Source organism: Paraburkholderia sp. BL18I3N2 (genome assembly GCF_003001875.1).
Lineage (GTDB): Bacteria > Pseudomonadota > Gammaproteobacteria > Burkholderiales > Burkholderiaceae > Paraburkholderia > Paraburkholderia phytofirmans.
This window is the reverse complement of the sequence record NZ_PVNC01000001.1, coordinates 1-24,541: the sequence shown is the minus strand read 5'-3', so window position 1 is coordinate 24,541 and position 24,541 is coordinate 1. Positions and strand designations below refer to the sequence as shown.

General features: G+C 62.5%; 16 protein-coding genes. 9 read left to right on the top strand and 7 right to left on the bottom strand.

Annotated elements, in window-relative coordinates:
- Positions 1 to 352 precede the first annotated feature (352 nt).
- Both B0G75_RS00085 and B0G75_RS00080 read right to left on the bottom strand, forming a co-directional pair.
- Positions 353 to 3,043, bottom strand: a complete 2,691-nt coding sequence (locus B0G75_RS00085) for a heavy metal translocating P-type ATPase (protein ID WP_106299493.1) — start codon at positions 3,041 to 3,043, stop codon at positions 353 to 355.
- Between the two features lie 127 nt (positions 3,044 to 3,170).
- On the bottom strand, positions 3,171 to 3,821 hold the full coding sequence (locus B0G75_RS00080; protein ID WP_106299491.1) for an FMN-binding negative transcriptional regulator: 651 nt from the start codon (positions 3,819 to 3,821) through the stop codon (positions 3,171 to 3,173).
- Positions 3,822 to 4,117: 296 nt separating this feature from the next.
- Between B0G75_RS00080 and B0G75_RS00075 the strand changes: the two genes are divergently transcribed.
- The gene (locus tag B0G75_RS00075) at positions 4,118 to 5,536 is read left to right on the top strand and encodes a DUF1254 domain-containing protein (protein WP_106299489.1); all 1,419 of its coding nucleotides are present in this window, start codon (positions 4,118 to 4,120) and stop codon (positions 5,534 to 5,536) included.
- A 226-nt stretch (positions 5,537 to 5,762) separates the two neighbouring features.
- Positions 5,763 to 9,503: a DUF748 domain-containing protein gene (locus tag B0G75_RS00070; RefSeq protein ID WP_106299487.1), complete on the top strand. Its 3,741-nt coding sequence runs from the start codon at positions 5,763 to 5,765 to the stop codon at positions 9,501 to 9,503.
- A gap of 6 nt (positions 9,504 to 9,509) precedes the next feature.
- Here the strand turns inward: B0G75_RS00070 and B0G75_RS00065 are convergent, their stop codons facing one another.
- Positions 9,510 to 11,057 carry a PLP-dependent aminotransferase family protein gene (locus B0G75_RS00065; RefSeq protein WP_106299484.1) on the bottom strand — a complete coding sequence of 516 codons (1,548 nt, stop codon included), beginning with the start codon at positions 11,055 to 11,057 and terminating at the stop codon, positions 9,510 to 9,512.
- Positions 11,058 to 11,186: 129 nt separating this feature from the next.
- On the opposite strand from B0G75_RS00065, the gene B0G75_RS00060 reads away from it, so the two are divergent.
- The 7 genes from B0G75_RS00060 (at position 11,187) to B0G75_RS00030 (ending at position 18,284) form a co-directional block, all read left to right on the top strand.
- Positions 11,187 to 12,284, top strand: a complete 1,098-nt coding sequence (locus B0G75_RS00060; RefSeq protein ID WP_106299482.1) for an ABC transporter ATP-binding protein — start codon at positions 11,187 to 11,189, stop codon at positions 12,282 to 12,284.
- A gap of 108 nt (positions 12,285 to 12,392) precedes the next feature.
- Complete coding sequence (locus B0G75_RS00055; RefSeq protein ID WP_106299480.1) at positions 12,393 to 13,442, top strand: ABC transporter substrate-binding protein; 1,050 nt, start codon at positions 12,393 to 12,395, stop codon at positions 13,440 to 13,442.
- A 119-nt stretch (positions 13,443 to 13,561) separates the two neighbouring features.
- Positions 13,562 to 14,839, top strand: coding sequence for an ABC transporter permease (locus B0G75_RS00050; protein ID WP_106299478.1), 1,278 nt, complete (start codon positions 13,562 to 13,564; stop codon positions 14,837 to 14,839).
- A 15-nt stretch (positions 14,840 to 14,854) separates the two neighbouring features.
- Positions 14,855 to 15,694 (top strand): ABC transporter permease, encoded by an 840-nt coding sequence (locus B0G75_RS00045; protein WP_106299476.1) that lies wholly within the window; start codon positions 14,855 to 14,857, stop codon positions 15,692 to 15,694.
- Between the two features lie 153 nt (positions 15,695 to 15,847).
- Positions 15,848 to 16,936, top strand: coding sequence for an OmpA family protein (locus tag B0G75_RS00040; RefSeq protein WP_106299474.1), 1,089 nt, complete (start codon positions 15,848 to 15,850; stop codon positions 16,934 to 16,936).
- A 112-nt stretch (positions 16,937 to 17,048) separates the two neighbouring features.
- A complete protein-coding gene (locus B0G75_RS00035) occupies positions 17,049 to 17,684 on the top strand; it encodes a response regulator transcription factor (protein ID WP_106299472.1) in 636 nt (211 codons plus the stop codon).
- A 228-nt stretch (positions 17,685 to 17,912) separates the two neighbouring features.
- Entirely contained in the window at positions 17,913 to 18,284 is a 372-nt protein-coding gene (locus B0G75_RS00030) for an Hpt domain-containing protein (RefSeq protein ID WP_146142466.1), read from the top strand.
- 1,189 nt (positions 18,285 to 19,473) lie between these two features.
- Here the strand turns inward: B0G75_RS00030 and acnA are convergent.
- The 4 genes from acnA to B0G75_RS00005 form a co-directional block, all read right to left on the bottom strand.
- A complete protein-coding gene (acnA, locus tag B0G75_RS00020; protein ID WP_106299466.1) occupies positions 19,474 to 22,191 on the bottom strand; it encodes an aconitate hydratase AcnA in 2,718 nt (905 codons plus the stop codon).
- A 40-nt stretch (positions 22,192 to 22,231) separates the two neighbouring features.
- Positions 22,232 to 23,683 (bottom strand): bifunctional 2-methylcitrate dehydratase/aconitate hydratase, encoded by a 1,452-nt coding sequence (locus B0G75_RS00015; RefSeq protein ID WP_106299464.1) that lies wholly within the window; start codon positions 23,681 to 23,683, stop codon positions 22,232 to 22,234.
- 25 nt (positions 23,684 to 23,708) lie between these two features.
- Entirely contained in the window at positions 23,709 to 24,215 is a 507-nt protein-coding gene (locus B0G75_RS00010; RefSeq protein ID WP_106299462.1) for a hypothetical protein, read from the bottom strand.
- 101 nt (positions 24,216 to 24,316) lie between these two features.
- Positions 24,317 to 24,541 (bottom strand): citrate/2-methylcitrate synthase (locus B0G75_RS00005; protein WP_308705641.1); only part of this gene is annotated, 225 nt, incomplete at its 5' end.

Below are 24,541 nucleotides of genomic sequence, written 5' to 3'. Positions count from 1 at the left end.
TGAGCCATGCGTAGGCATGCCCGGCATCGACGACTTGTTTACGGCCACGGCGTCCGCTTTCTTTAGGGATTCGAAAGCACTTCGTAATTGGTTCTGCTGGCAGGGGAGCGTTCTGGTACGCGGCGCGCTCAGTGTGCCGAACTGCGCTGCGCTGCGCGCCGCACGGGGCGCGCAGCAATGGCGCGTTGGTGACGACGCTGCAAATTGGCCCCGCCGTGTGCTCGGTATTTCTGTCTACGTCCGCTCAGTGCGTCGATCTACTTGCGCGCCGCGCCGGGCGGGCAGCCACAGAGCGTCGGTGACGACGCCCGAAATCGGCGTTGCCGCCTGCATGACATCTCTCCGCGTTCGCTCAGCGAGCCGAACGATCCTGCGCACCGCGCCAGGTGCGCAGCAACAGCGCGTTGGTCACCACACTCACGCTCGAAAACGCCATTGCCGCGCCAGCGAGCATCGGGTTCAGCAAGCCCAAGGCGGCCAGCGGAATCCCGATCAGGTTATAAACGAACGCCCAGAACAGGTTCTGCTGGATCTTGCGCCACGTCCTGCGCGAGATGTCGATGGCGTCGGCCACGAGCGCCGGATCGCCGCGCATCAGGGTAATGCCGGCCGCGTGCATGGCGACGTCGGTGCCGGTCGCCATCGCGATACCGATGTCGGCGGCGGCGAGAGCGGGCGCGTCGTTGATGCCGTCGCCCGCCATGGCCACGATGCCGGCGCTGCGGATCTTCAGGTCGCGGATCACGCGGGCCTTGTCGTCGGGCAGAACTTCAGCGTGGAATTCGTCGATGCCGAGCGCCTTCGCCACGCTAGCCGCGCTGCCGCGATTGTCGCCGGTGACCAGCACGCTTTTGATGCCCATTTGCGCGAGCCGTTCGACGGCGGCGTGTGCGGTCGGCTTGACGGTGTCGCCGAAAGCAATCAAGGCGAGTGCCGCAGGCGCTTGCGGATTGCGCTGCATGAGCCAGGAGACGGTGTTGCCGGCGGCTTCGAGCTCGTGAGCGCGAGCGGCGAGTTCCGGCGACAGGTCGATGCCGAGTTCATTGAGCCAACGTGTGCTGCCGAGCGCCAGTGTGCGTCCGTCAACGTCCGCTTCGACGCCGCGGCCTGCGATCGCGCGCGCGGCGCTCGCATGCTGCTGCGGGACTTGTCCTGACGCCACCGCACCGCCAGTGTCCGTCGCCACCGCACCGCCGGCGCTCGCCGCCACTGCACCGCTGGCGCTGGCCGCCAGCGCGCCGCCAGCGCTCGCTGCCATCACACCGCCAGCGTCCGCCGCCGTCCCATCGCCACTGTTCGTCGCTGCGGCTTCATGCGCCTTCAACACCGCCCGTGCCAACGGGTGATCGCTATTGCGTTGCACCGCTGCGGCAAGCGCCAGCGCTTCATCGCGGCCAATGCCGCCAATCGGCTCGAAAGCCGTCACCGACGGCTGGCCAAGCGTCAACGTGCCAGTCTTATCGAACGCGACAATCGTCACGCGATGCGCGGTTTCCAGCGCTTCGGCGTCTTTGATCAGCACGCCGTGCCGCGCCGCGACGCCGGTGCCTGCCATGATCGCCGCTGGCGTGGCCAAACCGAGCGCGCACGGGCACGCGATCACCAGCACGGCGACTGCGTTCAGAATCGCGGTTTCGCCGCCAGCACCGGCGATCAACCAGCCGACGAGCGTGAGCGCGGCGATCGCCAGAATCGCGGGCACGAAGATCTCGCTGACCCGGTCGACGAGGCGCTGAATCGGCGCCTTCTCGGCCTGCGCGCTTTCCACGAGGCGGATGATCCGCGCGAGCGTCGTTTCCGCGCCGATCGCGGTGGTCGTCACGGCAATCGCGCCTTCGCCGTTGATCGAGCCGGCGGTGACCGCGTCGGCCATCTGCTTCGGCACCGGCAGGCTTTCGCCCGTGATGAGCGATTCGTCGATGTGCGTGCGGCCTTCGAGCACCGCGCCGTCGACCGGCACGCGTTCGCCGGGACGCACAATCACCACCGTGCCGACCCGCACCTGCGCGAGCGGCACGTCGCGTTCGTCGGCGCCGACGCGGATGCGCGCGCGGTCGGGACGCAGCGCGTTGAGCGCGCGGATAGCGTCCGTGGTCTGGCGCTTGGCGCGCGCTTCGAGCCACTTGCCGAAACGCACCAGCGTGATCACGACCGCCGACGCCTCGAAATACAGATGCATCATGTCGCCGGGATGGGTCGCCAGTTCGTACACGCTGATGCCATACGCCGCCGACGTGCCGAGCGCCACCAGCAAATCCATGTTGCCCGCGCCGGCCCGCACGGCGCGATAGGCCGCGCGATAGAAGCGCGCGCCGAACACGAACTGCACGATCGAGGCGAGCGCGAGCTGCAGCCACGGCGGGAGCATCGCGTGCAGGCCGAACCATTCGCCGACCATCGGCGCAACAAGCGGCAGCGTCAGCACCGCGGAGGCGAGCACGGCGGCCAGTTCGCGGCGGGTCTGGTCACGTTTGCGGTCGGCGGGCGCAGCGTGGTCCGCATGATCGGCCGCCGCCGGTGCATCCGGCGGCACCATCAAGGTCGCTTCGTAGCCCGCTTTCTTGACGGCGGCGATCAGCGCGTCGGGCGCGGCGGCCGGGCCATCCAGACTGACGGTTGCGGTTTCGGTCGCCAGATTCACCGACGCGCCGACCACGCCCGGCACTTTCGCCAGCGCTTTTTCGACGCGCATTGCGCACGAAGCGCAGGTCATCCCGCCGATCGCCAGTTCTGTGGACTCCAGCGTCTCGGCAACGGGCGCAGGCGTGTCCGTGGAGGTCGAGGCGGACAGCGTGGCGTCGTAGCCCGCCTTGCGCACGGCGTTGGCGAGCGTCTCGGGATCGACGCTGGCGTCGCTTTCAATGCGCGCTCGCTCCGTAGCGAGATTCACCGACGCCCGCGTGACGCCCGGCACTTTGGCGAGCGCTTTTTCGACGCGCAGCGCGCACGAGGCGCAGGTCATCCCACCGATGTCGAGTTCGGCGGTCCGGGCGGAAGGGGTGGCAGCGTCCGCGGGGCGCTGCGGGTTGGCAAGTTCGGTCATGGTAGGAAGGCTCGTGGCGGCATCGGGCCGCATCATGAACCCAGTATTGACCTTCCCGTGATGGGAAGGTCAAGGACGAATTGCAGGGCGCGTTTCAAGGCCGCCCGCACGTCGCCGAAACGCCCGCTCAGAAGGCCGGCGGCGCATTCAGCATGGCTTGACCGACGGCCTGCTGGTCGTCGCTCGAGCGCGCCAGCAGGGTTTCGGCCGCGCCGCGGCGGTCGTTCGCAGCCTTGTTCTGGCCGAGCTTCCACTTGCCGACCAGCCGTGTCACCTCGATCTCGATGCCGACGATCGCACCGAGCATCTGCGAGATGAAGTCGGCGGGCGCGTCGCCCATTTTCCAAGGCACCGGTTCGCCGGCTTCCATCTTGCGCGTCAGACGCGCAACCAGGCCGCGCACGAACGACTCGTCGTCGCGCACGACGATGCGGCCGTGAGCATGCACCACCATATAGTTATAAGTCGGCACCTGCCGATGCGCTTCGTGCTTGCTCGGATACCAGTTCGGCGAAATATATGCGGCCGGACCCTGGAAGATCACGAGCGCTTCCGGATTCGCGGCGGCTTCCTGCCACACAGGGTTCGCGCGTGCGACGTGAGCGCGCAGGATGCCGTGCGTTTCACCGGCCGCGGACGGGACCTCGAACTCGAACGGCACGTGGTTCGCATCGAGTCCGTTCGGCCCGTTGGTGATTAGCGCGCCGAAAGGCTGCTCGGCGATCAGGCGATGGAGAACCTCTGGGCGGTTCTCTTCGAAATGGGCGGGCATGTACATGAAGCGCTCCGGATACGAGGGGGCGAAAGAGCAGTGATGAAAAATCGTCCGAGGGGTGGGGTGCCGGCGCGACGTAACAAAAAACGTCAACCGTACCGCAAAAAAGCGGCTTGCGGGCGGGAACTGGCGCTAATCCTGCCTTTGCGCTTGCCTGGTGAGCAAGGATACGATACAACCCGATGTTGTCGGCATCGCGAATCGCGGACTGGCTGCGTTGGGCTTTGGGAGGCCGCGCAAACAGGGTTCGTTGCACGCCGGCGTCTCCCTTAGGACCACACGTTCCGCCACCTGAACGAATGATAAAAAATCGCCGAGCTTTGTTTTCGATTCACTGGACCTGCGCATCGTTCGCGGGCCTCGCATTTCTGGCCGGTTGCGCGTCGACCCCCACCGCGACACAAAAATCCACGGGGTGGATCAAGGACGAAGTGGCCGACTCGTACGTATTCGGCTACCCGCTCGTGCTGATGGGTGTCGCGCGCGATGCGGCGGTCGGCACCAATCCAGGCCAGGCGCCCATCAATACGCTGCGCCATGCACAGGCATTGCCGCCGATCGGCGCGTCCAATCCGATGCAGCCGAGTCTCGATACATTCGACTCGACCGGCTGGCTGGACGTCGGCAGCGAACCGGTGATCGTTTCACTGCCCGATTCACACGGCCGCTATGTCGACGCTCGCGTGCTCGACATGTGGACCAACGTGGTGTGGTCGACCAGTTCGCAGTTCGACACGCGCGCGGCCGGCATCAAGGCGCAGGCGATCGCCTTTGTCGGTCCGGGTTGGCAAGGCGATTTGCCCAAGGGTGTGAAGCGCGTCGACGTGCCGACTCGCAACGCGTGGGTGAGCGTGCGTATCCAGTCGAACGGCACGCGCGACCTGACGGCAGTCCGTAAGCTGCAGCGCGCCATTCGCGTCGCGCCGCTCAGTGTCTACGCGGGCGACGGCCGCTCCGCCTCGATCACACCGCCGCGCAGCAATGCCGCCGACGCCGCCGCGGGCGCTGCCGGCACGCCGGCCGCGCAAGTCGCGGCGCTCGACGCGAACGGCTTCTTCACGCGACTCGCGCAGGCCTTGCCCGACAATCCGCCGACGCCGGCCGATCCGCATGCGCTCAAATTCCTCTCGGACCTCGGTGTGACGCCCGGCGAGCCCGTCAAGCTGCCGAAAGCGCCGGACGCCATCGCGGCCGGTCTCGCCGACGGTCACGAACGCGTCGTCACGCCGCCGTCGAATTTGCTGAGCGGCAACGGCTGGAACTGGTTCGGTGACGGCGTGGGCAGCTACGGCCCCGACTACGCGATGCGCGCCTATGCCGCTTATGCGCAACCGGGCATCGGCACGAAAGACGACGAAGTTCGCGCGGTCGTCACGCAGGACAGCGACGGTCGCGCGCTCAATGGCGCAAACCGCTACGTGATCCACTTCGCGCCGAATCAACTGCCGCCGGTGCGCGGCTTCTGGTCGATCACCGCTTACACGAAGGACGGCGCACTCGGCGAAAGCGCGCCGGCGCGTCTGGCGGTGGGCGATCGCAATGGCGCGCGCCGCAATCGCGACGGCTCGCTCGACGTGACCGTGTCGTCCACTCGGAGCAAGAGCGGCAATTGGCTGCCGGCGCCGCGTGCCGATCTGCAACTCGTGCTGCGTCTGTACGCACCCAAGCCGCAAGCCACCGACGGCAGTTGGCAACCGCCAGCCGTCGTGCGTCAGTGATACTTGCGTGTCCATGATGTGACAGCCGCGCTTCACTAACGAGCGCTTAAGCATCGAGTGTCGCAGGTCCGCCGTATCAGCCCGGCGGACCTGCGACGCTATCGCTCGGAGTAATGTGTAAGCCACGCCTTACATTTATATCCCACGAAAGATTCACGACTTATACTGCCGCTTGCGGGATTTTCGTTTTCGCGGCGGGCTTGCCGCCGCACTACCCAACACGAGCATGGCAAGCCTCAATAAAGCATCGTTAGCCTCGTCCATGCAGACCGTGCGCGATGTCGCGCAGTCACGCCGCACCCGGCGTGTCATCACCGGTCTGCTGATCTTCGTTGTACTGTTTGGTCTGCTGGGCTTCTTCGCGGCGCCGCCGCTGATTCGCCACATTGCCGAGCAACAGCTCAGCAAACAACTCGACCGTCCCGCCACCATCGGCCGCATTGCGCTCAATCCGTACACGCTCAAGCTCGAAGCCGATCGCGTACATATCGGCGAGCGCGGCGGCGCGGGCGACTTCGTGGATATCTCGCGGCTCATCGTGCAGCCGTCGTGGAGTTCTCTGTTTCGCGCGGCGCCGATCATCGACGAAGTGCAGCTCGATTCGCCGCGCTTTCATATTGTTCGCTACGACGCGCAGCGCTTCAATTTCAGCGACCTGATCGAGAAATTCTCGAAGCAGCCGGCCAAGCCCGATAGCAAACCCACGCTGTTCTCCGTGTCGAACATCAGGCTCGAAAACGGCCAGATCACGTTCGACGACAAACTGCTCGGCGCAACGCACGTGATCGATCAATGGAAGCTCGGCATTCCGTTCATCGCCACGCTGCCGTCGAAAACCGATATCTTCGTCGAGCCGCTATTGCGTGCGCGGATCGACGGCAGTTCGCTTGCTATCGACGGCAGGACCAAGCCGTTTGCCGCGTCGCGCGAGTCGGAAGTGTCGTTGCGTTTCGACGGGCTCGATGTGCCGCGTCTCATGTCGTACGTGCCGACCAAGCTGCCGGTGATCGTGCAGTCGGGCAAACTGTCCACTGATCTCAAGCTCAACTTCGTGGTCTCCAACGACGCGCCTTCGCTGCGCGTGGCGGGCACCGTCGATATGAACGACGTGGACGTGCAGGATCGGAGCAAGGCGCCGTTCTTCGCGGCGCGCGCGCTGCATGTGGCCGCCACCACGCTCGAGCCGTTGAAGAGCCTCTATCACTTCGACGAGATCCGCATCGACGCGCCGACCGCCAATCTCGCGCGCGATAGGGATGGCGTGTTGAGCGTCGAGAAGATGTTCGCGCCCGCGCCTGCATCTGAAGCCGCTGCGGCGCGACCGGCCGCGAGCGCGCCGCTTGCGGCCTCCGGTTCGAGCGCCACGGAAAAGACGGCGCCGCCGCTGGATCTGTCGATCAAACGCCTGGTGCTCAATGACGGCACCGTGAACGTCCACGACAACGCCGCCTCGCGGCCCGTCGACGTCGGCCTGCAAAAGCTGGCCGTGACACTGACCGATTTTTCGACGCTCGCCACCACGCCCGCGCATTACACGCTGAACACGGATTTCAAGGACGCTGGTGGCTCGCTCGGCGTGGCCGGCGCGTTCGGCCTCGTCGCGAAGACCGCGAGCGCGAAGGTCGACGTAAAGTCGTTGAAGCTGCCGCTGTTGCAGCCGTATATCGACACCGCGACCGTCGCGCAGATCACGGACGGCGCGTTGTCCGCCACCGCCAATGTCGGCGCGAACTGGTCGAAGTCGCCGGTGGCGGTGATGGTCACCGACTCGCAACTGGACCTGCAATCGCTGAAAGTCGCGGCGCGCGACAGCAAGAATCCGCTGATCTCGCTCGCGCAAGGTAGCGTGAAGATCAAGCGGGTGGATGTGGCGGCGCGCAACGCCGAGATTGCCAGCGTCGACACGACAGGTCTTGCGGTCGATGCGCAGCGTCTGAAAGACGGCAGCATCAACCTCAGCGCGCTTGCCGGCCAGCACGAAGCCGCGCCGCAGCGCACCGCGATTCACGCGGTCAGGAAGGCGCAGGCGGAAGGCCCCGCGTGGCACTACAAGATCGGCGAACTGAACCTGAAAGACGCCACCGCCAATTTCACCGACAACACCACGCCGCAGCCGGTGAAACTGAACATTACGCCGCTGCAACTGAAGGTGCAGAACGTCAGCGACGACCTCAGCCGTCCGTTGCCGATCGATTTGCAGGCGACGCTGAACAAGAAGGGCACGCTCGGCCTAAAGGGCGACGTCACGGCGACGCCGCTCAAGGTGGCCGTCAAGGTGAACGCCAACCGGCTTGACGCGGCGGCCTTCGAACCGTACTTCGGCAGCAAGCTGAATGCGGTGGTCGCGAGCGCGCTGCTCAATGGGAACGGCGACCTGACGCTGAATCAGGCGAAGTCGCTGAAAGCCAATTATCACGGCGACCTGGCGCTCGTCGAAGTCCGCATGCTCGACAAGGCGACTTCCGACCCGTTCGCGGGATGGGGCTCGCTTGCATTGTCGAACCTGAAAGCCGATTACGACGAGCACGGCACGGTGGTCGACGCGGGCCGCGTCACGTTCACCAAGTTCTATGGACGCGTGCTGCTCGACGCGCAGGGCAAGCTCAACCTGAAGGACGTGGTCGCGCACGAAACCGGTGCCGCGCAATCGCTAACGCGCGACAAGAGCGGTGCCGAGCCCGTGCCGTTGACGCCGCAACCGGCATCGGCGGTCGCGGCTGCGCCTGCTTCATCGGCTGCGCCTGCCACGGTGACGGCGGCCACGCCGCCGTCAAGCCCGGTCAAGCTCCACTTCGGCCAACTGGTGCTGCAACAGGGCCGCGTGACGTACACCGACAACTTCATCAAGCCGAATTTCACGGCGAACCTGGTCAATATTCAGGGCACCGTCGGCGCATTCGGCACGCAGTCCACCACGGCCGCTCCGGTCGACATCGCCGCGAAATTGGCGGCCAATGGTCCGCTGTCGATTCGCGGCACGGTCAATCCGCTGATCGCGAAACCGGCGCTCGATCTGACGGCGGTCGCGCACGATATCGAGCTGACCAATCTCACGCCGTATTCGGCGAAATATGCCGGCTATCCGATCACCAAGGGCAAGCTGAACGTCGATCTGCACTACAAGCTGGAGAACGATCAGCTGGACGCGAACAACCACATCTTCATCGACCAGCTCACGTTCGGCGATCACGTCGATAACGATACGGCGACCAAACTGCCTGTGCGTCTTGCAATCTCGCTGCTGAAGAACTCGCGCGGCGAAATCGACGTGAACCTGCCGGTGTCGGGCTCGCTGTCGAATCCCGAGTTCAGTATTGGCGGCCTGATCTGGCATGCCGTGCTCAATCTGCTACAGAAGGCGGTGACCGCGCCGTTCTCGTTGATCGCCAACGCGTTCGGCGGCAAGGGCGAGGAGTTGGGCTACGTCGAGTTTGAACCCGGCTCGGCAAAACTCACGGACGCTGACAACCAGAAACTCGACACGATCGTGAAGGCACTGGCCGATAAACCATCGATCCGTATGGATTTGATCGGTCGCGTCGATCCGGCTGTCGACGAACCCGCATTGCGCACCGGCTATGTCGATCGCCTCGTCAAGCAGCAGAAGATCAAGGACATCGTGGGCAACGGCGAGAGCGTCGATCTGTCGACCGTCACTGTCGACTCGAAGGACTACGACAAGTATCTGAGCAAGGCCTACAAGTCGGCGGACTTCAAGAAGCCGCGCAATTTTGTCGGCTTGACCAAGAGCTTGCCGGACGACGAGATGAAGAGCGCGCTCGCCGCCAACGCCCCGATCGACGACGCAAGCCTGCGGCAACTCGCGCAGCAAAGGGCGCAGAGCGTGCAGCAGTATCTGGACGGCAAGATCGACAGCAGCCGCGTGTTTATCGTCGCGCCGAAGCTGAGCGCCGACGGCATCAACGACAAGGGCGCGACGACGAGGGTCGACTTCGGTTTGAAGTGAGCGCGCTCAAGCGGCGCGCGTCGGCGCCTTCAACGCGGTTTGCTCGATCACGCGCGCGAGCGTGTCGAAGGCGGGACCGATCTTGTCGTTCGGCACGCACGCATAACCGAGCAGCAGCCCGCGACGCGCGGGCGTATCGCTGCTGTAATAGCTCGCGAGCGGACGCACGATCACGCCGGCGTCATAAGCGGCGGCGGTCACCGCGCGATCGTTGGCGTGATCCGGCAGGCCGAGCACCAGATGCAGGCCGGCCTCGTCGCCCATCACCGGCAGTTCGCTGCCGAAGCGCGCGGTGATCGCATCGATCAGAATTTGCCGCCGCTCACCGTATAGCGCACGCATGCGCCGAACGTGCGAGGTGAGATGGCCGTCCATGATGAAGTCGGTCATCACCGCCTGCTGCATCAACTGACCTTCGCGGTACAACTCGGCCACGCCCGTGCGGAACGTGTCCACCAGATGCTCCGGCGCGATCATGTAGCCGATCCGCAAGCCCGGAAACAGCATCTTCCCCAGACTGCCGACGTAGATCACCTGGCCGGCTTCGTCGAGTCCTTGCAGCGATGCGAGCGGACGGCTGCCGTAGCGGAACTCGCTGTCGTAGTCGTCCTCGATGATCCACACATTGTGCTGACGCGCATATTCGAGCAGCGTGCGGCGGCGCGCGAGGCTCATCACCATGCCGAGCGGATACTGATGCGATGGCGTGACGAGCGCGAGCCGCGGCGGCTGTTGCAAGTCCTGTTCGCTCGGATTCAGGCCTTCGTCATCTACCGGCACGGGCACGAGGGTAATCCCCGATGACTGCAGGACGCTGCGTGCGCCCCAATAGCACGGTTCTTCCACCCACGCGCGGTCGCCGACATCGGTCAATAGGCGCACCGCCAGGTCGATCGATTGATGAATGCCCGTGGTGATGATGATCTGATCCGGCGTGCAATTCACCGAACGCGCCACGCGCAGGTAATCCGACAACGCCCGCCGTAATGGCCGATAGCCGCCGCCGGGCGCGTAAGTGAGCAGATCGGGATTGGCTTCCTTCCATAAACGAGCCTGCAGGCGGCTCCACGTGCGCGCCGGAAATTCCGCGACGTCGGGCACGCCCGGCATGAACGCCCCCCACTGTTTGGCGGACACGCCGGCTTTGTCGATCAGACGCCGTCCGCGAGTCGACAGGTCGCCCAGATCGCGTTTCGGCGGCTTGGTGGTTTCCCTGGCTGTGCTGTCTTCTTTGTCGACGCTCGCCACTGCCGGCTTCCTGCGCATGTTCACGGCGGCCGTGTCCGGGCGCGTGTCGGCGACATAGGTGCCGCTGCCGGTGGTCGAGATCACATAGCCTTCGGCGGTCAACTGGTCGTAGACGTGCAGCACCGTGTTGCGCGCAATGCCGAGGTCTTCGGCGAGCGTGCGCGAGCTGGGCAGCTTGGTACCCGGCGGCAACTGGCCGGTCAGGATCGCCTGCTGCATGAGCCGCAACGTCTGCCGGTAGACTGGTTCGGCCGCCGCGCGGTCGAGCCGCGCGGCGAGCCAATCCGACAAGATCACGGTGTCCAAGTGGTTCTATCCGGAATAATGAAATGGTTCCATATTGTAGAACCGTAACGGTCTATAGTGAGCCACGCAATTGATGCAATCCCGCTGCGTTGCACGGGAGCCAGCCGGACCGCAGAGGAGACTTGGACGATGAAAACCGAAGACGTGATCGTCAGCTTTCGAGGTGTTCGCAAGACCTACGACGGCGAAACGCTGGTCGTCAAACAGCTCGATCTGGATATCTATCAGGGCGAATTCCTGACGCTGCTCGGGCCGTCCGGTTCGGGCAAGACCACCTGTCTGATGATGCTGGCGGGTTTCGAATTTCCCACCGGCGGCGAAATCTGGCTGGACGGCACGCTGCTCAATACCGTGCCGCCGCACAAGCGCAACATCGGCATGGTGTTTCAGAACTACGCGCTGTTCCCGCATCTCACGGTGCAGCAGAACGTCGCGTATCCGCTGACCGTGCGCAAGATTTCGGCGGAGGAGCGCGCGCATCGCACGAATAACGCGCTCAAGATGGTGCGCATGGAGAGCTTCGCGAAGCGCTATCCGGCGCAGCTTTCCGGCGGCCAGCAACAGCGTATCGCGCTCGCCCGCGCGCTGGTGTTCGAACCGAAACTCGTGCTGATGGACGAGCCGCTCGGCGCACTGGATAAACAGTTGCGCGAACATATGCAGTACGAACTTAAATCACTGCACGAGAAACTCGGCGTCACGTTCGTGTACGTCACGCACGATCAGGGCGAGGCGTTGACCATGTCCGATCGCGTCGCCGTATTCGATAAAGGCATCGTGCAGCAACTCGACACCGTGGATCGTCTGTACGAATCGCCGTGCAATGAGTTCGTGGCGAACTTCATCGGCGACAGCAACAAGCTGCGCGGCACGATCGCGAACGTCGACGGTGAGTATTGCGAATTTCATCTGATCGACGGCACGCGCCTTACCGGTCGCAATATCGGCGGCGCGCGAGCGGGCACGCCGGCGGTCGCGTGCATCCGGCCCGAGCGCATGAAGCTCGCCAACGGATTGTCACGTCCGGGCGCCAATTCGCTCGCCGGTGAAGCGCGCGGGCTGATCTATTTCGGCGACCACGTGCGCATGCGTTGTGGTCTGCCGCAACAGGACGAGTGCTTCGTGAAGGTGCCGCTTGGCACCGGCGTACTGGACACCTTCGCGCCCGGCGCGCCGGTCGCACTCGAATTCGCACCCGAGCATCTGCGGGTTTTCGCAGGGGCGTGAACGCGTCGAATACGCAATGTGTTCAACGCGGGCAGAGCAGGTCAAGCAGCACATAACAAAGTCGCACTGAACGTACTGAAGCACACCACCAAAGGAGAGCAACACACCATGAGCAAGATCGGGAAATCGCGCTGCGCCATCGCTGTCGGTGCTGTGGCGCTCGCGCTGGGCGCCGCGCAAGTCAATGCAGCGGAATTGACGGTCGTCAATTTCGGCGGCGCGAATGGCGACGCGCAAAAGCTTGCATTCAACCAGCCGTTCGAAAAAGAGACCGGCAATAAAGTTACCGCCGTCGAATACAACGGCGAGCAGGCCAAAGTGAAGGCGATGGTCGAAGCCAAGCATGTGAATTGGGACGTGGTGGAAGTCGAATCGGGCGATATCGGCCGTGGTTGCGATGAGGGGCTGTACGAGAAACTCGACTGGTCGAAGATCGGCAAGAAGTCGGATCTGATTCCCGAAGCACCGCAAACTTGCGGCGTGGGCTTCTTCGTGTGGTCGACCGCGCTCGCGTACAACGCCGACAAGCTGAAGACGGCGCCGGCCGGCTGGGCCGATTTCTGGGACGTCAAGAAATTCCCCGGCAAGCGGGCGATGCGCAAGGGCGCGCGCTACAACCTCGAATTCGCGTTGATGGCCGACGGCGTAGCGCCGAAGGATGTCTACAAGGTGCTCGCCACCAAGGAAGGCCAGGACCGCGCATTCAAGAAGCTCGACGAACTGAAGCCGAACATCCAGTGGTGGGAAGCGGGCGCGCAGCCGCCGCAATTCCTCGTAGCGGGCGACGTGGTGATGTCCACCGCGTATAACGGCCGGATCGACGCCGCGCAGAAAGAAGGCAAGAACCTGAAGGTGGTGTGGAACGGCAGCATCTACGACCTCGACTATTGGGCGATTCCGAAGGGCACGCCGAACAAGGCGCTGGCCGAGAAGTACATTGCCTATTCGATTTCGTCGAAGCCGCAGCAGGACTATGCGCACAACATCGCGTACGGTCCAGTGAATGTGGCGGCGATCAAGGCGCTCGATCCGAAGACGCTTGCGAATCTGCCGAACTCGCCGGCCAATGGGAAGAACGCAGTGCTGCAGAACCTGGCGTTCTGGACGGATCATGGCGATGAACTGGAGCAGCGGTTTTCTTCGTGGGCTTCGAAGTAATTAGCGGTGTGTGAGAGGGCGTGGCCGGTTGAGTGAGGCCGCGCCTTCTACACGTGAAATGACGCGCGCGCATTTTGTATGGATGTGCGCGCGGTTCCAACGTAGAGCTGGAGACAGGTGTGACTACGATGACGATCGCTGCCGATTCGACGCCTGAATCAAGTGGCCGACTCAAGCGCGAGTTGAAGGCCGCGGAAGCCAGAAAGCGTGCGATGGCGCTGCTGCTGATCGCGCCGCTCGCGATTTTTCTACTGCTGATTTTCGTCGTGCCTATCGGCGCGCTTCTCACGCGTGCCGCGCAAAATCCCGAGGTCGTCAACGCGCTGCCGCATACGCTGGCCTCGTTGAGCGCGTGGGATCGCAAGACGCCGCCACCGGATACCGCCTACGCCGCGCTGGCTGTCGACCTCGCCGCGATCGCCGACAGCGACGGCATGGGCGCACTCGCGCGACGCCTGAACGTGGAAATTCCAGGCTACCGTTCGCTGGTCGCCAAGTCCGCACACGCCATGCCGTTCGTCGACGACAACAGCAAGCCGCTGCAATTGACGCCCGCCCAGATCCACGCGAAATTCGCCGAACTGGACGAGCGCTGGAACGACATTGCGTACTGGCAAGCCATTGCGAAAAACGCCGGCGCCTATTCGCCGTTTTATCTGCTGGCTTCGCTGGACCACAAACAGGACGCGTTCGGCCACATCATTCCGACCGATCCGGATCAACAGATCTATCTCGCCGTATTCAGCCGCACCTTTGTGATCGGCGCGGCGGTGACGTTCTTCGCGTTGTTGCTCGGCTATCCGCTCGCTTACTGGATTTCGACGCTGCCCGAGCGTCGCGCGAATCTCGTGATGATTCTCGTGCTGATTCCGTTCTGGACTTCGATCCTCGTGCGCGTCGCCGCCTGGATCGTGATCCTGCAAAGCGAAGGGCTGGTGAACAAGGCGCTGATCGGCAGCGGACTGTTGCACGATCCGCTGGCGCTGCTGTTCAACCGCACGGGCGTCTACATTTCGATGACGCACATTCTGTTGCCGTTCATGATCCTGCCGCTCTATAGCGTGATGAAGTCGATTCCGCCGACCTATCAGCGCGCCGCGATCTCTCTCGGCAGCCATCCGTTCGCCGCGTTCTGGCGTGTGTATGTACCGCAGACCTATCCGGGCATCGGCGCGGGCGCGTTGCTGGTGTTCATTCTTGCGATCGGCTACTACATCACGCCGGCCTTGCTCGGCGGACCGAACGATCAGATGGTCAGCTACTACGTTGCGTACTTCACCAACGTGACGATCAACTGGGGCATGGCGTGCGCGCTCGGCGGTCTGCTGCTCGCGGCGACGCTCGTGCTGTACGTCATTTACGGACGCTTCACGCGCTCGTCACTGAGCCTCGGCTGAACGGAGTCTATTGCGATGAAACTTGCCAAGCCTTTGTTCGCGCCGCATACGTCTTTCGTTGAGCGCGTGTGGTATTTCGCGTTGCGTGCGCTGGCCGTGCTCACGCTGCTATATCTCATCTTGCCGGTGCTGGCGATCGTGCCGCTGTCGTTTTCGTCGAGCACGTTTCTGGTGTATCCGATTCCGGGCTGGTCGTTGCGCTGGTATCAGAATCTGATCGCATCCGATGAATGGCGCATGGCCGCTAAGAACAGCTTTATCGTCGCGCCGTCGGCGACGGTGGTTGCAACCGTGCTCGGCACCTTGGCGGCAATCGGACTGACCAAGGCGAACTTTCGTGGCAAAGGCTTGCTCATGGCGATTCTGATTTCGCCGATGATCGTGCCGGTGGTGGTGGTGGGCGTCGGCATGTATCTATTCTTCGCGCCGCTCGGGTTGGCCAATACCTACATCGGGCTGATTCTCGCGCATGCGTCGCTCGGCGTGCCCTTTGTCGTGACGACGGTGGCCGCGACGTTGCAGGGGTTCAACTACAACCTCGTGCGGGCGAGTTTGTCACTGGGCGCGAATCCAGTAAAGACGTTCTTCCGCATCACATTGCCGGTGATCGCGCCGGGCGTGATTTCAGGCGCGCTGTTCGCGTTCGCGACTTCATTCGATGAAGTCGTCGTCACCTTGTTCCTGGCTGGCGCGGATCAGACTACATTGCCCCGACAGATGTTTACCGGCATCCGCGAAAATATCAGCCCGACCATCGCCGCGCTGGCGACAATTCTGATTGTTTTTTCCACTAGCCTTTTATTGGCGCTTGAATGGCTGCGTGGGAGAAATGCGGCGCGAGCAGTTAAGGCTTGAGTATCGACTTAATCGGACGACAGCTTTTCATTGGCAACGAATAAAATCAATCCACCTTTAACGTCAATCTAAGACTGCTCCCATTCCCTATGCATCGGCGGTTCTTCATACTCGGAGCCCTCAAAAAGAAGATGCGCTCGACGCAGGGGATTAATGAAACACCAGCTCACGGTGCTAATGTGTGCGTTGGCCTTGACGGCTTGCGCAAACCACGCCGCACGAGACCGGCTCGGCATTGAAGACGCCACCTTGCTGCAAAGCGGCTTCGGCGTCACGCAAGACGAAGCCGCGGGCGCAGCCAACTCACAATGGATCAGTACCTACTCGCCGGTTGTAAGCAGCACGGCGCTGGCTCTTTTGCAGACGCGGCTCGACCGTCTGCCGGGCGATAAGAACGGCTATTTTCGCGCCAAGGCGCAATGCTGGATCAATGCCGCTCAACAGGCGCGGCAAGCCGGCGATCACTGGGGCTTCGTCGAAGAAGCTGTCGGTCAGGCGGCCATGATCACGATGAGCCTGGAAAACGGTGCACCGTTGTCGGCTGCCAATTCCGCGCTGCGTACCGTGTCGACGGTGCGTCCCGATCTGTGGAAGATCGCCAATACCATCAAGTCGGATCCCGCCATTGCGCAATGTCCGCAAGCGCAGCCGCCGCTCGCGTGTGCTGAAGTCGAGCTGATGCAGGCGGGGCATGACGCATGGCGGCACAGTTTCTCCAGCGCGGAAAAGCGCTTGCCTGAGGTGCAGGAGAGCTTGCGTCAGTCAGCGCAAACAGCGCTGCAATGCAAGCAGGCGATGCAAGCCGCAGTCTCCGCTCCGGCGCGGGCGCGCACTCCCACGGCCACGCTTGCCGCGAATACGCCGCCAAAGATCACGCTAAAGGCCGATTCTCTTTTCCGATTCAACGGTGGCGACGACGCCGCCATATTGCCCGCAGGCAAACGACAGTTGAACGACGTGGCAATGCGTCTGAAGAACTTTCCTGGCGCGAGCGAGTTGAAGATCATCGGCTACGCCGACCGCCTCGGCGACAAATCATACAACCTGGGTTTGTCGAGACAGCGTGCGCTCTCTGTCGAGCGATATCTTCGCGCGCACGGCGTGAGCCTGCCGATGATCGCGCAAGGCAGAGGCAGTGCGAATCCGCTGGTGGACTGCCGGCAATCAAAGGGAGATGTGTTGACGCGATGCCTCGCGCCGAATCGACGCGTCGAGATCGAACTCGTCGCGGCGGGCTCGTAGTGTTTTTGAATCAGGAGCAAGCAACCATGCCGCGCACATCGATGCGTCTTCGAATTTGAGACACGCAGCGGCGAACGGCGAAATGCCTGTGTATTCAGAAGGATAAAGAAAAATGTCAACTATTCTGGTTATCGACGACCATCCGGCGTTTCGTATGGTCATCAAAATGCAGCTCGTGCAATTGCTTGGCGTAGAAGAAGTGGTCGAGGCCGATAACGGCCAGACTGCTGTCGAGTTGGCCCGGATACACGCTCCGGAGCTCGCCATACTCGACCTCGATATTCCGCGCATCAGCGGACTGGATGTGATTCCCCGGCTCAAGCTCGCTCATCCGCAGATCCGCGTGATGGTGTTGTCGGGTCACGACCCGGCTACATTCGCGCCGCGCGCGATGCGCTCGGGCGTCCACGGTTTTGTCGGCAAGTCGCAGGAAATGAAGGAGATCATGCGCGGCGTGGAGGCGGTGATGGCCGGCTACACAGTGTTCCCGATGGCGGTCGGCGGCGCAGGCATGACGTTCGCTGACGGAGTGGGAGGGGAGGAGGCCAGGATCGGCCTTCTGTCGGATAAAGAACTCGTGATTTTGCAGATGCTGTCGAAGGGCATGTCGAATAAGGCAATTGGCGATGCCTTGTTTATCAGCGATAAAACCGTCAGTACATACAAGAGCCGTATCCAGGAGAAACTCGGCCTCACGTCGTTGGCAGGACTCATTGAGTTCGCGACTTTGCACCGATTGGTCGAATAAGTTTGCGCGCTATGAATACGGTGAGCCTGTTTTGTTCTGCTGGGTGCATAGGGAGCCAAACGCTAAACGATCTGCTGGATACGGCTTCCGCGGATTCCTGCGTATTTGTCTTCAAAGAGAGCACGGCGCAAGTACGCCATCTTCAACGCGCCGTTCACCGGCAAACAACGGGAGTCATCCGTGGAAAAGGTTAGCGGCAATGCACAGACGCATCGTTTTAGCAGCGTCGTGCAGTCATCGGACAGCTTATCAAGCGGTCCTTTTGAGCCCTTTGAAATTCGTTACCTGGACGCGTTGTTCGAAGAGGGCGTCAACCTTGACGTGTTTCTCAACAACTGGCGTCAAGCAATGAATGACGACCTTGCGCGCCTCGACGCGTTACCTCGTGAGAGCGACTTCGACCATTTTCACCGCGTGCTGCATCGCTTGAGTGGAGCGGTGGCGCTCGTCGGCGCGCACAGTTTGATGGATGCGTTGCGGCGCGCGAGCCTGTCGCCGCCGGAACTGGGCGCTGAAGTCATCGACGCGCTAACGGCGCGCGCCAGAAGCCTCGTCACGCAACTTGAAGCCACGTCCCGCGCCTTCCGGAGCAGATCATAATGAACCGACCGCTTGCCTTGATCGAAGGTGACCTCGCGCTTCCGATTCCGCGGCCGTTCGATGCCTTGCCGCCGCCTTTCGGTTCGTGGCGTCGTCAGGCGCGGACCGCGGCGCAACGTGAACCACACCCGGCTGCACACGCCGTCGCGCAACAGGCGATCCAGAATGCGATGCGGCGTCCGGCGTCAACAGCGAGTCGTGGGCCGGTTCCATCCGGCGCCAGGTTTCTTTTTTTCTACAAGTTACCGCAGCAACCTGACCATTCGCGTCGTTTTGAGGAGCAGTTGGCCGAAGCCCGGTATTACCTTGAGATGGGCGGAGCGCGTCCGAGTTCGACCCGTTCCGATCATATCCTCGGCGCGGCGATTTTCGCGAGTTGTAGCATCGCGCTGACCTGGTTGCTGGCCACCTGTACGACGCATGATGCCGACAGGACGACGGCAGCGGCCAGCGTAAGAACACAATCGGTCGCGTCGACGGACGGAAATGCGATGGCGATTCACCCACAAGCGCGAGCTAAACCGGCGCAGCCATCGGTTGAATTCGCCGGGACGACTGCGCGAAGTTCGCCATTGGCTGGTAGCTCGAGGCCGAATTCGACGGCTCCCGGCGCTCCTACGCCACCCGACATGACACTGGGGGCGACTCTTCGCCGTGCGTCGGAATCGCAACACGTCGAACACCTCGTGCCGCGGCCAACCGGCCGCGTGTCCACACGGCACACGGCGCCGATCGAACTCGCGAAGGCCAATTCCCAGACGCCAGTTGCACGCCTTAGCAGACCGCAAGTCGACAAACGCCTCGCGCTCAGCCGCACGACCAACCCAGCCACGCAGCCTTCCGCGTCGAAGCAGTCCGACCGGACCGAATGGACTGAACAGCGTGAACGCCCAACGTCCGCCACCGACACAGCCGAGCGCGCAGCACTACGCGACTGGGCGGCGCAACAGCGTCGCTCAAACATCACAACGCGCGCCAGCACACCCACGCCAGGCGACACCGACTGGAACGCCCGCATGACTCAGCGCCGTATCACCGACAGCCCCGACGCCTTCCAGACAGCCCGCGCTCAAAAGTAGGCAGCAAAAAAAAGCCCGACCACCGGTCGGGCTTCAAAGTCAGCTGCGTCCTCCACAGGGCGCAGCTCCTGCAAAACAGCTCGTAGCGACTACTCAGGTAAGCAAATACCTCAAGCAGCCAGCAGCGAACGCAGCACGAACGGCAGAATCCCGCCGTGCTTGTAGTAGTCGACTTCGATCGGCGTGTCGATACGCAGCAGCACTTGCACGCGTTTTTCCTTGCCTTCCTTGTCGCGGATCACCAGCGTCACTTCCTGTTGCGGTTTGAAGTCAGCGCCCAGGCCTTCGATATCGTAGGTTTCTTCACCGGTGATGCCGAGCGATTGCACGCTATCCGAGCCCTTGAACTGCAGCGGCAGAACGCCCATGCCGACCAGGTTCGAACGGTGGATCCGCTCGAAGCTGCGTGCGACCACGACCTTCACGCCCAGCAGTTGCGTGCCCTTCGCAGCCCAGTCACGCGACGAGCCCGTGCCGTACTCTTCGCCCGCGAACACGACGGTCGGCGTGCCGGCGTCGATGTACTTCATCGCTGCGTCATAGATCGACAGTTGTTCGCCACTCGGCTGGTGAATCGTCAGGCCGCCTTCCACGCGCGTGCCGTCTGCCTTCGCCGGGATCATCAGGTTCTTGATCCGGACGTTCGCGAACGTGCCGCGCATCATCACGTCATGGTTGCCGCGGCGCGAGCCGTAGCTGTTGAAGTCGGCTTTCTGCACGCCGTTTTCCTTCAGCCACTTGCCTGCCGGCGAGTCTTCCTTGATCGAGCCGGCCGGGCTGATGTGGTCGGTCGTGACCGAGTCACCGAAGATACCCAGCGCGCGCGCGTCCTTGACGGCGGCGATGCTGTCGGCCGGCTGCATCGAGAAGTCCTTGCCGAAGAACGGCGGCTCAGCGATGTAGGTTGACTTCGGCCAGTCGTAGACTTGACCTTCTTCGCCCTCGATCTTGCTCCACAGATCGCCCTTCTTGGTCAGCGCCGAGTAGTTCTTGCGGAACGCGTCGGCGTCGAGCGCGAACTTGAGCAGTTCGTTGACTTCTTCGCTGGTCGGCCAGATGTCGCCCAAGTAGATGTCCTTGCCGCCCTTGCCCTTGCCGACCGGTTCGGTCATCAGGTCGCGCGTGATATTGCCGGCGATCGCGTAAGCGACGACCAGCGGCGGCGAGGCCAGGAAGTTGGCGCGGATGTTCGGGTGAATACGCGCTTCGAAGTTACGGTTGCCCGACAGAACCGCTGCCGCGACGATGTCGTTCTTCGTGATCGCTTCGTTCAGTTCCGGCGTCAGATCGCCCGCGTTGCCGATACAGGTCGTGCAACCGTAAGCGGCCAGCGTGAAGCCGAGCTTGTCGAGGTACTTCATCAAGTCGGTCTTCGTCAGGTATTCCGTGACGATGCGCGATCCCGGCGCCAGCGAGGTCTTGATGTGCGGCGCGACGGTCAGGCCGGCTTCGACAGCCTTCTTCGCCAGCAGGCCGGCGGCCAGCAGCACGCTCGGGTTCGACGTGTTCGTGCACGACGTGATCGCGGCGATCAGAATGTCGCCGTTCTTCACGTCGACGCCGTTGCTCGTCGTGTATTGCGCTTCGAGATCGTCCGCCTTCTTCGCGAAGCCATTTTCCGCAACCGGCTTCGAGAACAGGTCGCTGAAGGTCGACTTCACGTGACCGATTTCGATACGGTCTTGCGGGCGCTTCGGACCTGCCAGCGACGGCGTCACCGTGCCGAGATCCAGCGTGACGACCTTGGTGTAGTCGATCTGGCCAGCCTTCGGAATACCGAACAGACCTTGCGCCTTGAAATAGTTTTCGAAGGCGGAGATTTCTGCGTCGGTGCGGCCCGTGCCCTTGAAATACTCGATGGTCTTTTCGTCGACCGGGAAGAAGCCCATGGTCGCGCCGTATTCCGGCGCCATGTTGCCGATCGTCGCGCGATCCGGCAGCGACAGCGACTTCGTGCCTTCGCCGAAGAATTCGACGAACTTGCCGACCACCTTTTCCTTACGCAGCAGTTCGGTGACGGTCAGGACCAGGTCGGTCGCCGTCAGGCCTTCGCGCAGCTTGCCCTTCAGTTCGACGCCGACCACGTCCGGCGTCAGGAAATACACCGGCTGGCCGAGCATGCCGGCTTCCGCCTCGATACCGCCCACGCCCCAGCCCACCACGCCGATACCGTTGATCATGGTGGTGTGGCTGTCGGTGCCGACCAGCGAATCCGGGTAGTACACCGTGTCCGCGCCTTCAGCCTTCTTGTGCACGCCGCGTGCGAGGTATTCCAGGTTCACCTGGTGAACGATACCGACGCCCGGCGGCACGACCTTGAACGTGTCGAATGCCTGCATGCCCCACTTCATGAACTGGTAGCGCTCGTTGTTGCGCTGGAATTCCAGTTTCATGTTCAGATCGAGCGCGTTCTTTTCGCGGAAGTGATCGATCTGCACCGAGTGATCGACCACCAGATCGACCGGGACCAGCGGTTCGATCGACTTCGGATCCTTGCCCATGTGTTTCGCGACACCGCGCATTGCCGCGATGTCGGCGAGCAGCGGCACGCCGGTAAAGTCTTGCAGCACGACGCGCGACACCACGAACGGGATTTCGTCGACGCGCGCGGCCGTCGGCTTCCAGTTGGCGAGTTGCTCGATGTGTTCTTCGGCGATTTTCTTGCCGTCGTAGTTACGCAGCACCGATTCCAGCACGATTCGGATCGAAACCGGCAGGCGGTCGATCTTGATGTTCAGCGCCTTGCCGAGTTGCGGCAGGGAGTAGAACTTGCCTTTGCCGGAACCGCTGTCGAATTCCTTGAGCGTTTTGTGGAGGTTGTGGGCCATGGTGTTTTCCTTGGTTTGATCGCGGAACTACAGTACTTAACTAGATCACGTACAGATCGACGTATTCATTGACCGGCATGGCTTCGAGCCTTGCCTGATCCAGCGACACGTCGAGAATCGCCAGTTGTTGCTTGACCGGAAAGCGGCGCGCGAGGTTGGTCTTGAATTTCTCGACCAGCAACGGAATCCCATCTTCGCGACGACGCTTATGACCGATCGGGTATTCGACTATGACCTCGTCGAATGACGAACCGTCGTTGAATTCGATTGTCAGTGCATTGGCGATCGAACGCTTCTCCGGATCGTGGTAATCCTGCGTGAACTGCGGGTCTTCTATACATTCCATCTTCGCGCGCAGCACATCGATGCGCGGGTCCTGCGCGATCGAATCTTCATAGTCCGCGGCCGTCAGGCGGCCGTGGATCAGCGGCACAGCGATCATGTACTGAATGCAATGATCGCGGTCGGCCGGATTGTTCAACGGACCTTTTTTATCGATGATGCGAATCGCGGCCTCGTGCGTGCGGATCGTGATCTTGCTGATGTCGTCCACGCTCTTTCCCGCCGCGTTGAGTTGCGCGTGCAACTTCATCGCGGCTTCCACCGCCGTTTGCGCATGGAATTCTGCCGGAAAAGAAATCTTGAAGAGCACATTTTCCATCACGTACGAACCGTACGGACGCTGGAACTTGAACGCGTTGCCCTTGAAGAGCACGTCGTAAAACCCCCACGTCTTCGCCGTGAGCACCGATGGATAGCCCATCTCGCCCGTCTTCGAGATCAGCGCGAGACGCACGGCGCGTGAGGTCGCATCGCCCGCAGCCCACGACTTGCGCGAGCCGGTATTCGGCGCGTGGCGGTACGTGCGCAGCGCATGCCCGTCGACAAACGCCTGCGACACTGCGTTGATCAGTTCTTCGCGCGTGAGGCCGATCAGTTGACCGACCACCGCGGTCGATGCCAGTTTCACCAGCAATACATGATCGAGCCCGACCTTGTTGAAGGAGTTTTCGAGCGCGATGCAGCCTTGAATTTCGTGCGCCTTGATCATGGCGATCAACACGTCTTTCATCGCCAGCGGCGCTTTGCCCGCTGCGATGGCGCTGCGCGAGAGCCAGTCGGCCGTCGCCAGAATTCCGCCGAGATTGTCCGACGGATGGCCCCATTCGGCGGCAAGCCAGGTGTCGTTGAAGTCGAGCCAGCGGATCATGGCGCCGATGTTGAAGGCGGCCTGAACCGGGTCCAACTGGAACGACGTGCCAGGCACCTTCGCGCCGTTGGGGACGATCGTGCCCGGCACGATCGGTCCCATCAGCTTGGTGCAGGCCGGGTAGGTAAGCGCCTCGAGTCCGCAGCCGAGCGTATCGATCAGGCAGTGACGCGCGGTTTCCAGCGCGAGCGCGCCGTCGATCCGATAATCCTGAACGTAGTCGACGATATCGGCCAGGACTGAGTCCGGGTCGGGTCGCACGTTGGAAATCGGAGCGGACATCGGGGAGCTTTCCTGATGACGATATTTAGTTGCTGGTCTTGTCGATCGCGTTCGATTGCGTCGGAGCCGGTGCGCCTTGCTGCATGGCTGCCGTCTTGCACTCGTCGGCCAGACGCGAGCTGTCCTTGTCCGAGAACAACATTGCCTTCGTCGGGATCACGACCAGGTCCATGCCGGTTGCGGCGTCGTGGAAGCGGTCCGCGCCCGTGGTGGTCGCTTCGCGCGGCAGATTGTAATTTTTGTTGGCCCAGTGAACCGTGACGATCTGGTCACGCTTCATGTCGCCCTTCAGTTCGAAAGCCAGGCCTTCGTTGCACGACCACTTTTCCGAGCCATCCGGCACCGCATCGACCTTCGCTTCCTTGGCCGGATTCGCTTTGCGCTTGATCAGGCGCTTCGGCTGCGGGCGCTTTGCCGTGGCTTTTGCCGCCGGCTTCGTGGTGGTCGCCGTTTGCGCGGCGGCGTCAGTCGCGACGGTCAGCATCGTCGTGGACAGGGCGCCAATCACGGCGGCGATCATCAGCTTTTTCATGGAGAAAACCTTTCTATCTAATTTCAGTTAAACGCGCGGGCTACCGGTCCTGGCGACCGCGCGGGTTGAACTGCACGCGCTTTGAAAGCGCACAGCGACCGCTATTTTCTCCTATTTAGCGGCAGGTACTTCAAATTCTCGGGGCCGGTGTAATTCGCGCTCGGACGGATGATCTTGTTGTCGATGCGCTGCTCGATGATGTGCGCGCTCCATCCCGCCGTGCGCGAGATCACGAAGAGCGGCGTGAACATCGCCGTGGGCACGCCCATCATGTGATACGAGACCGCGCTGAACCAGTCGAGATTCGGGAACATCTTCTTCGCCTC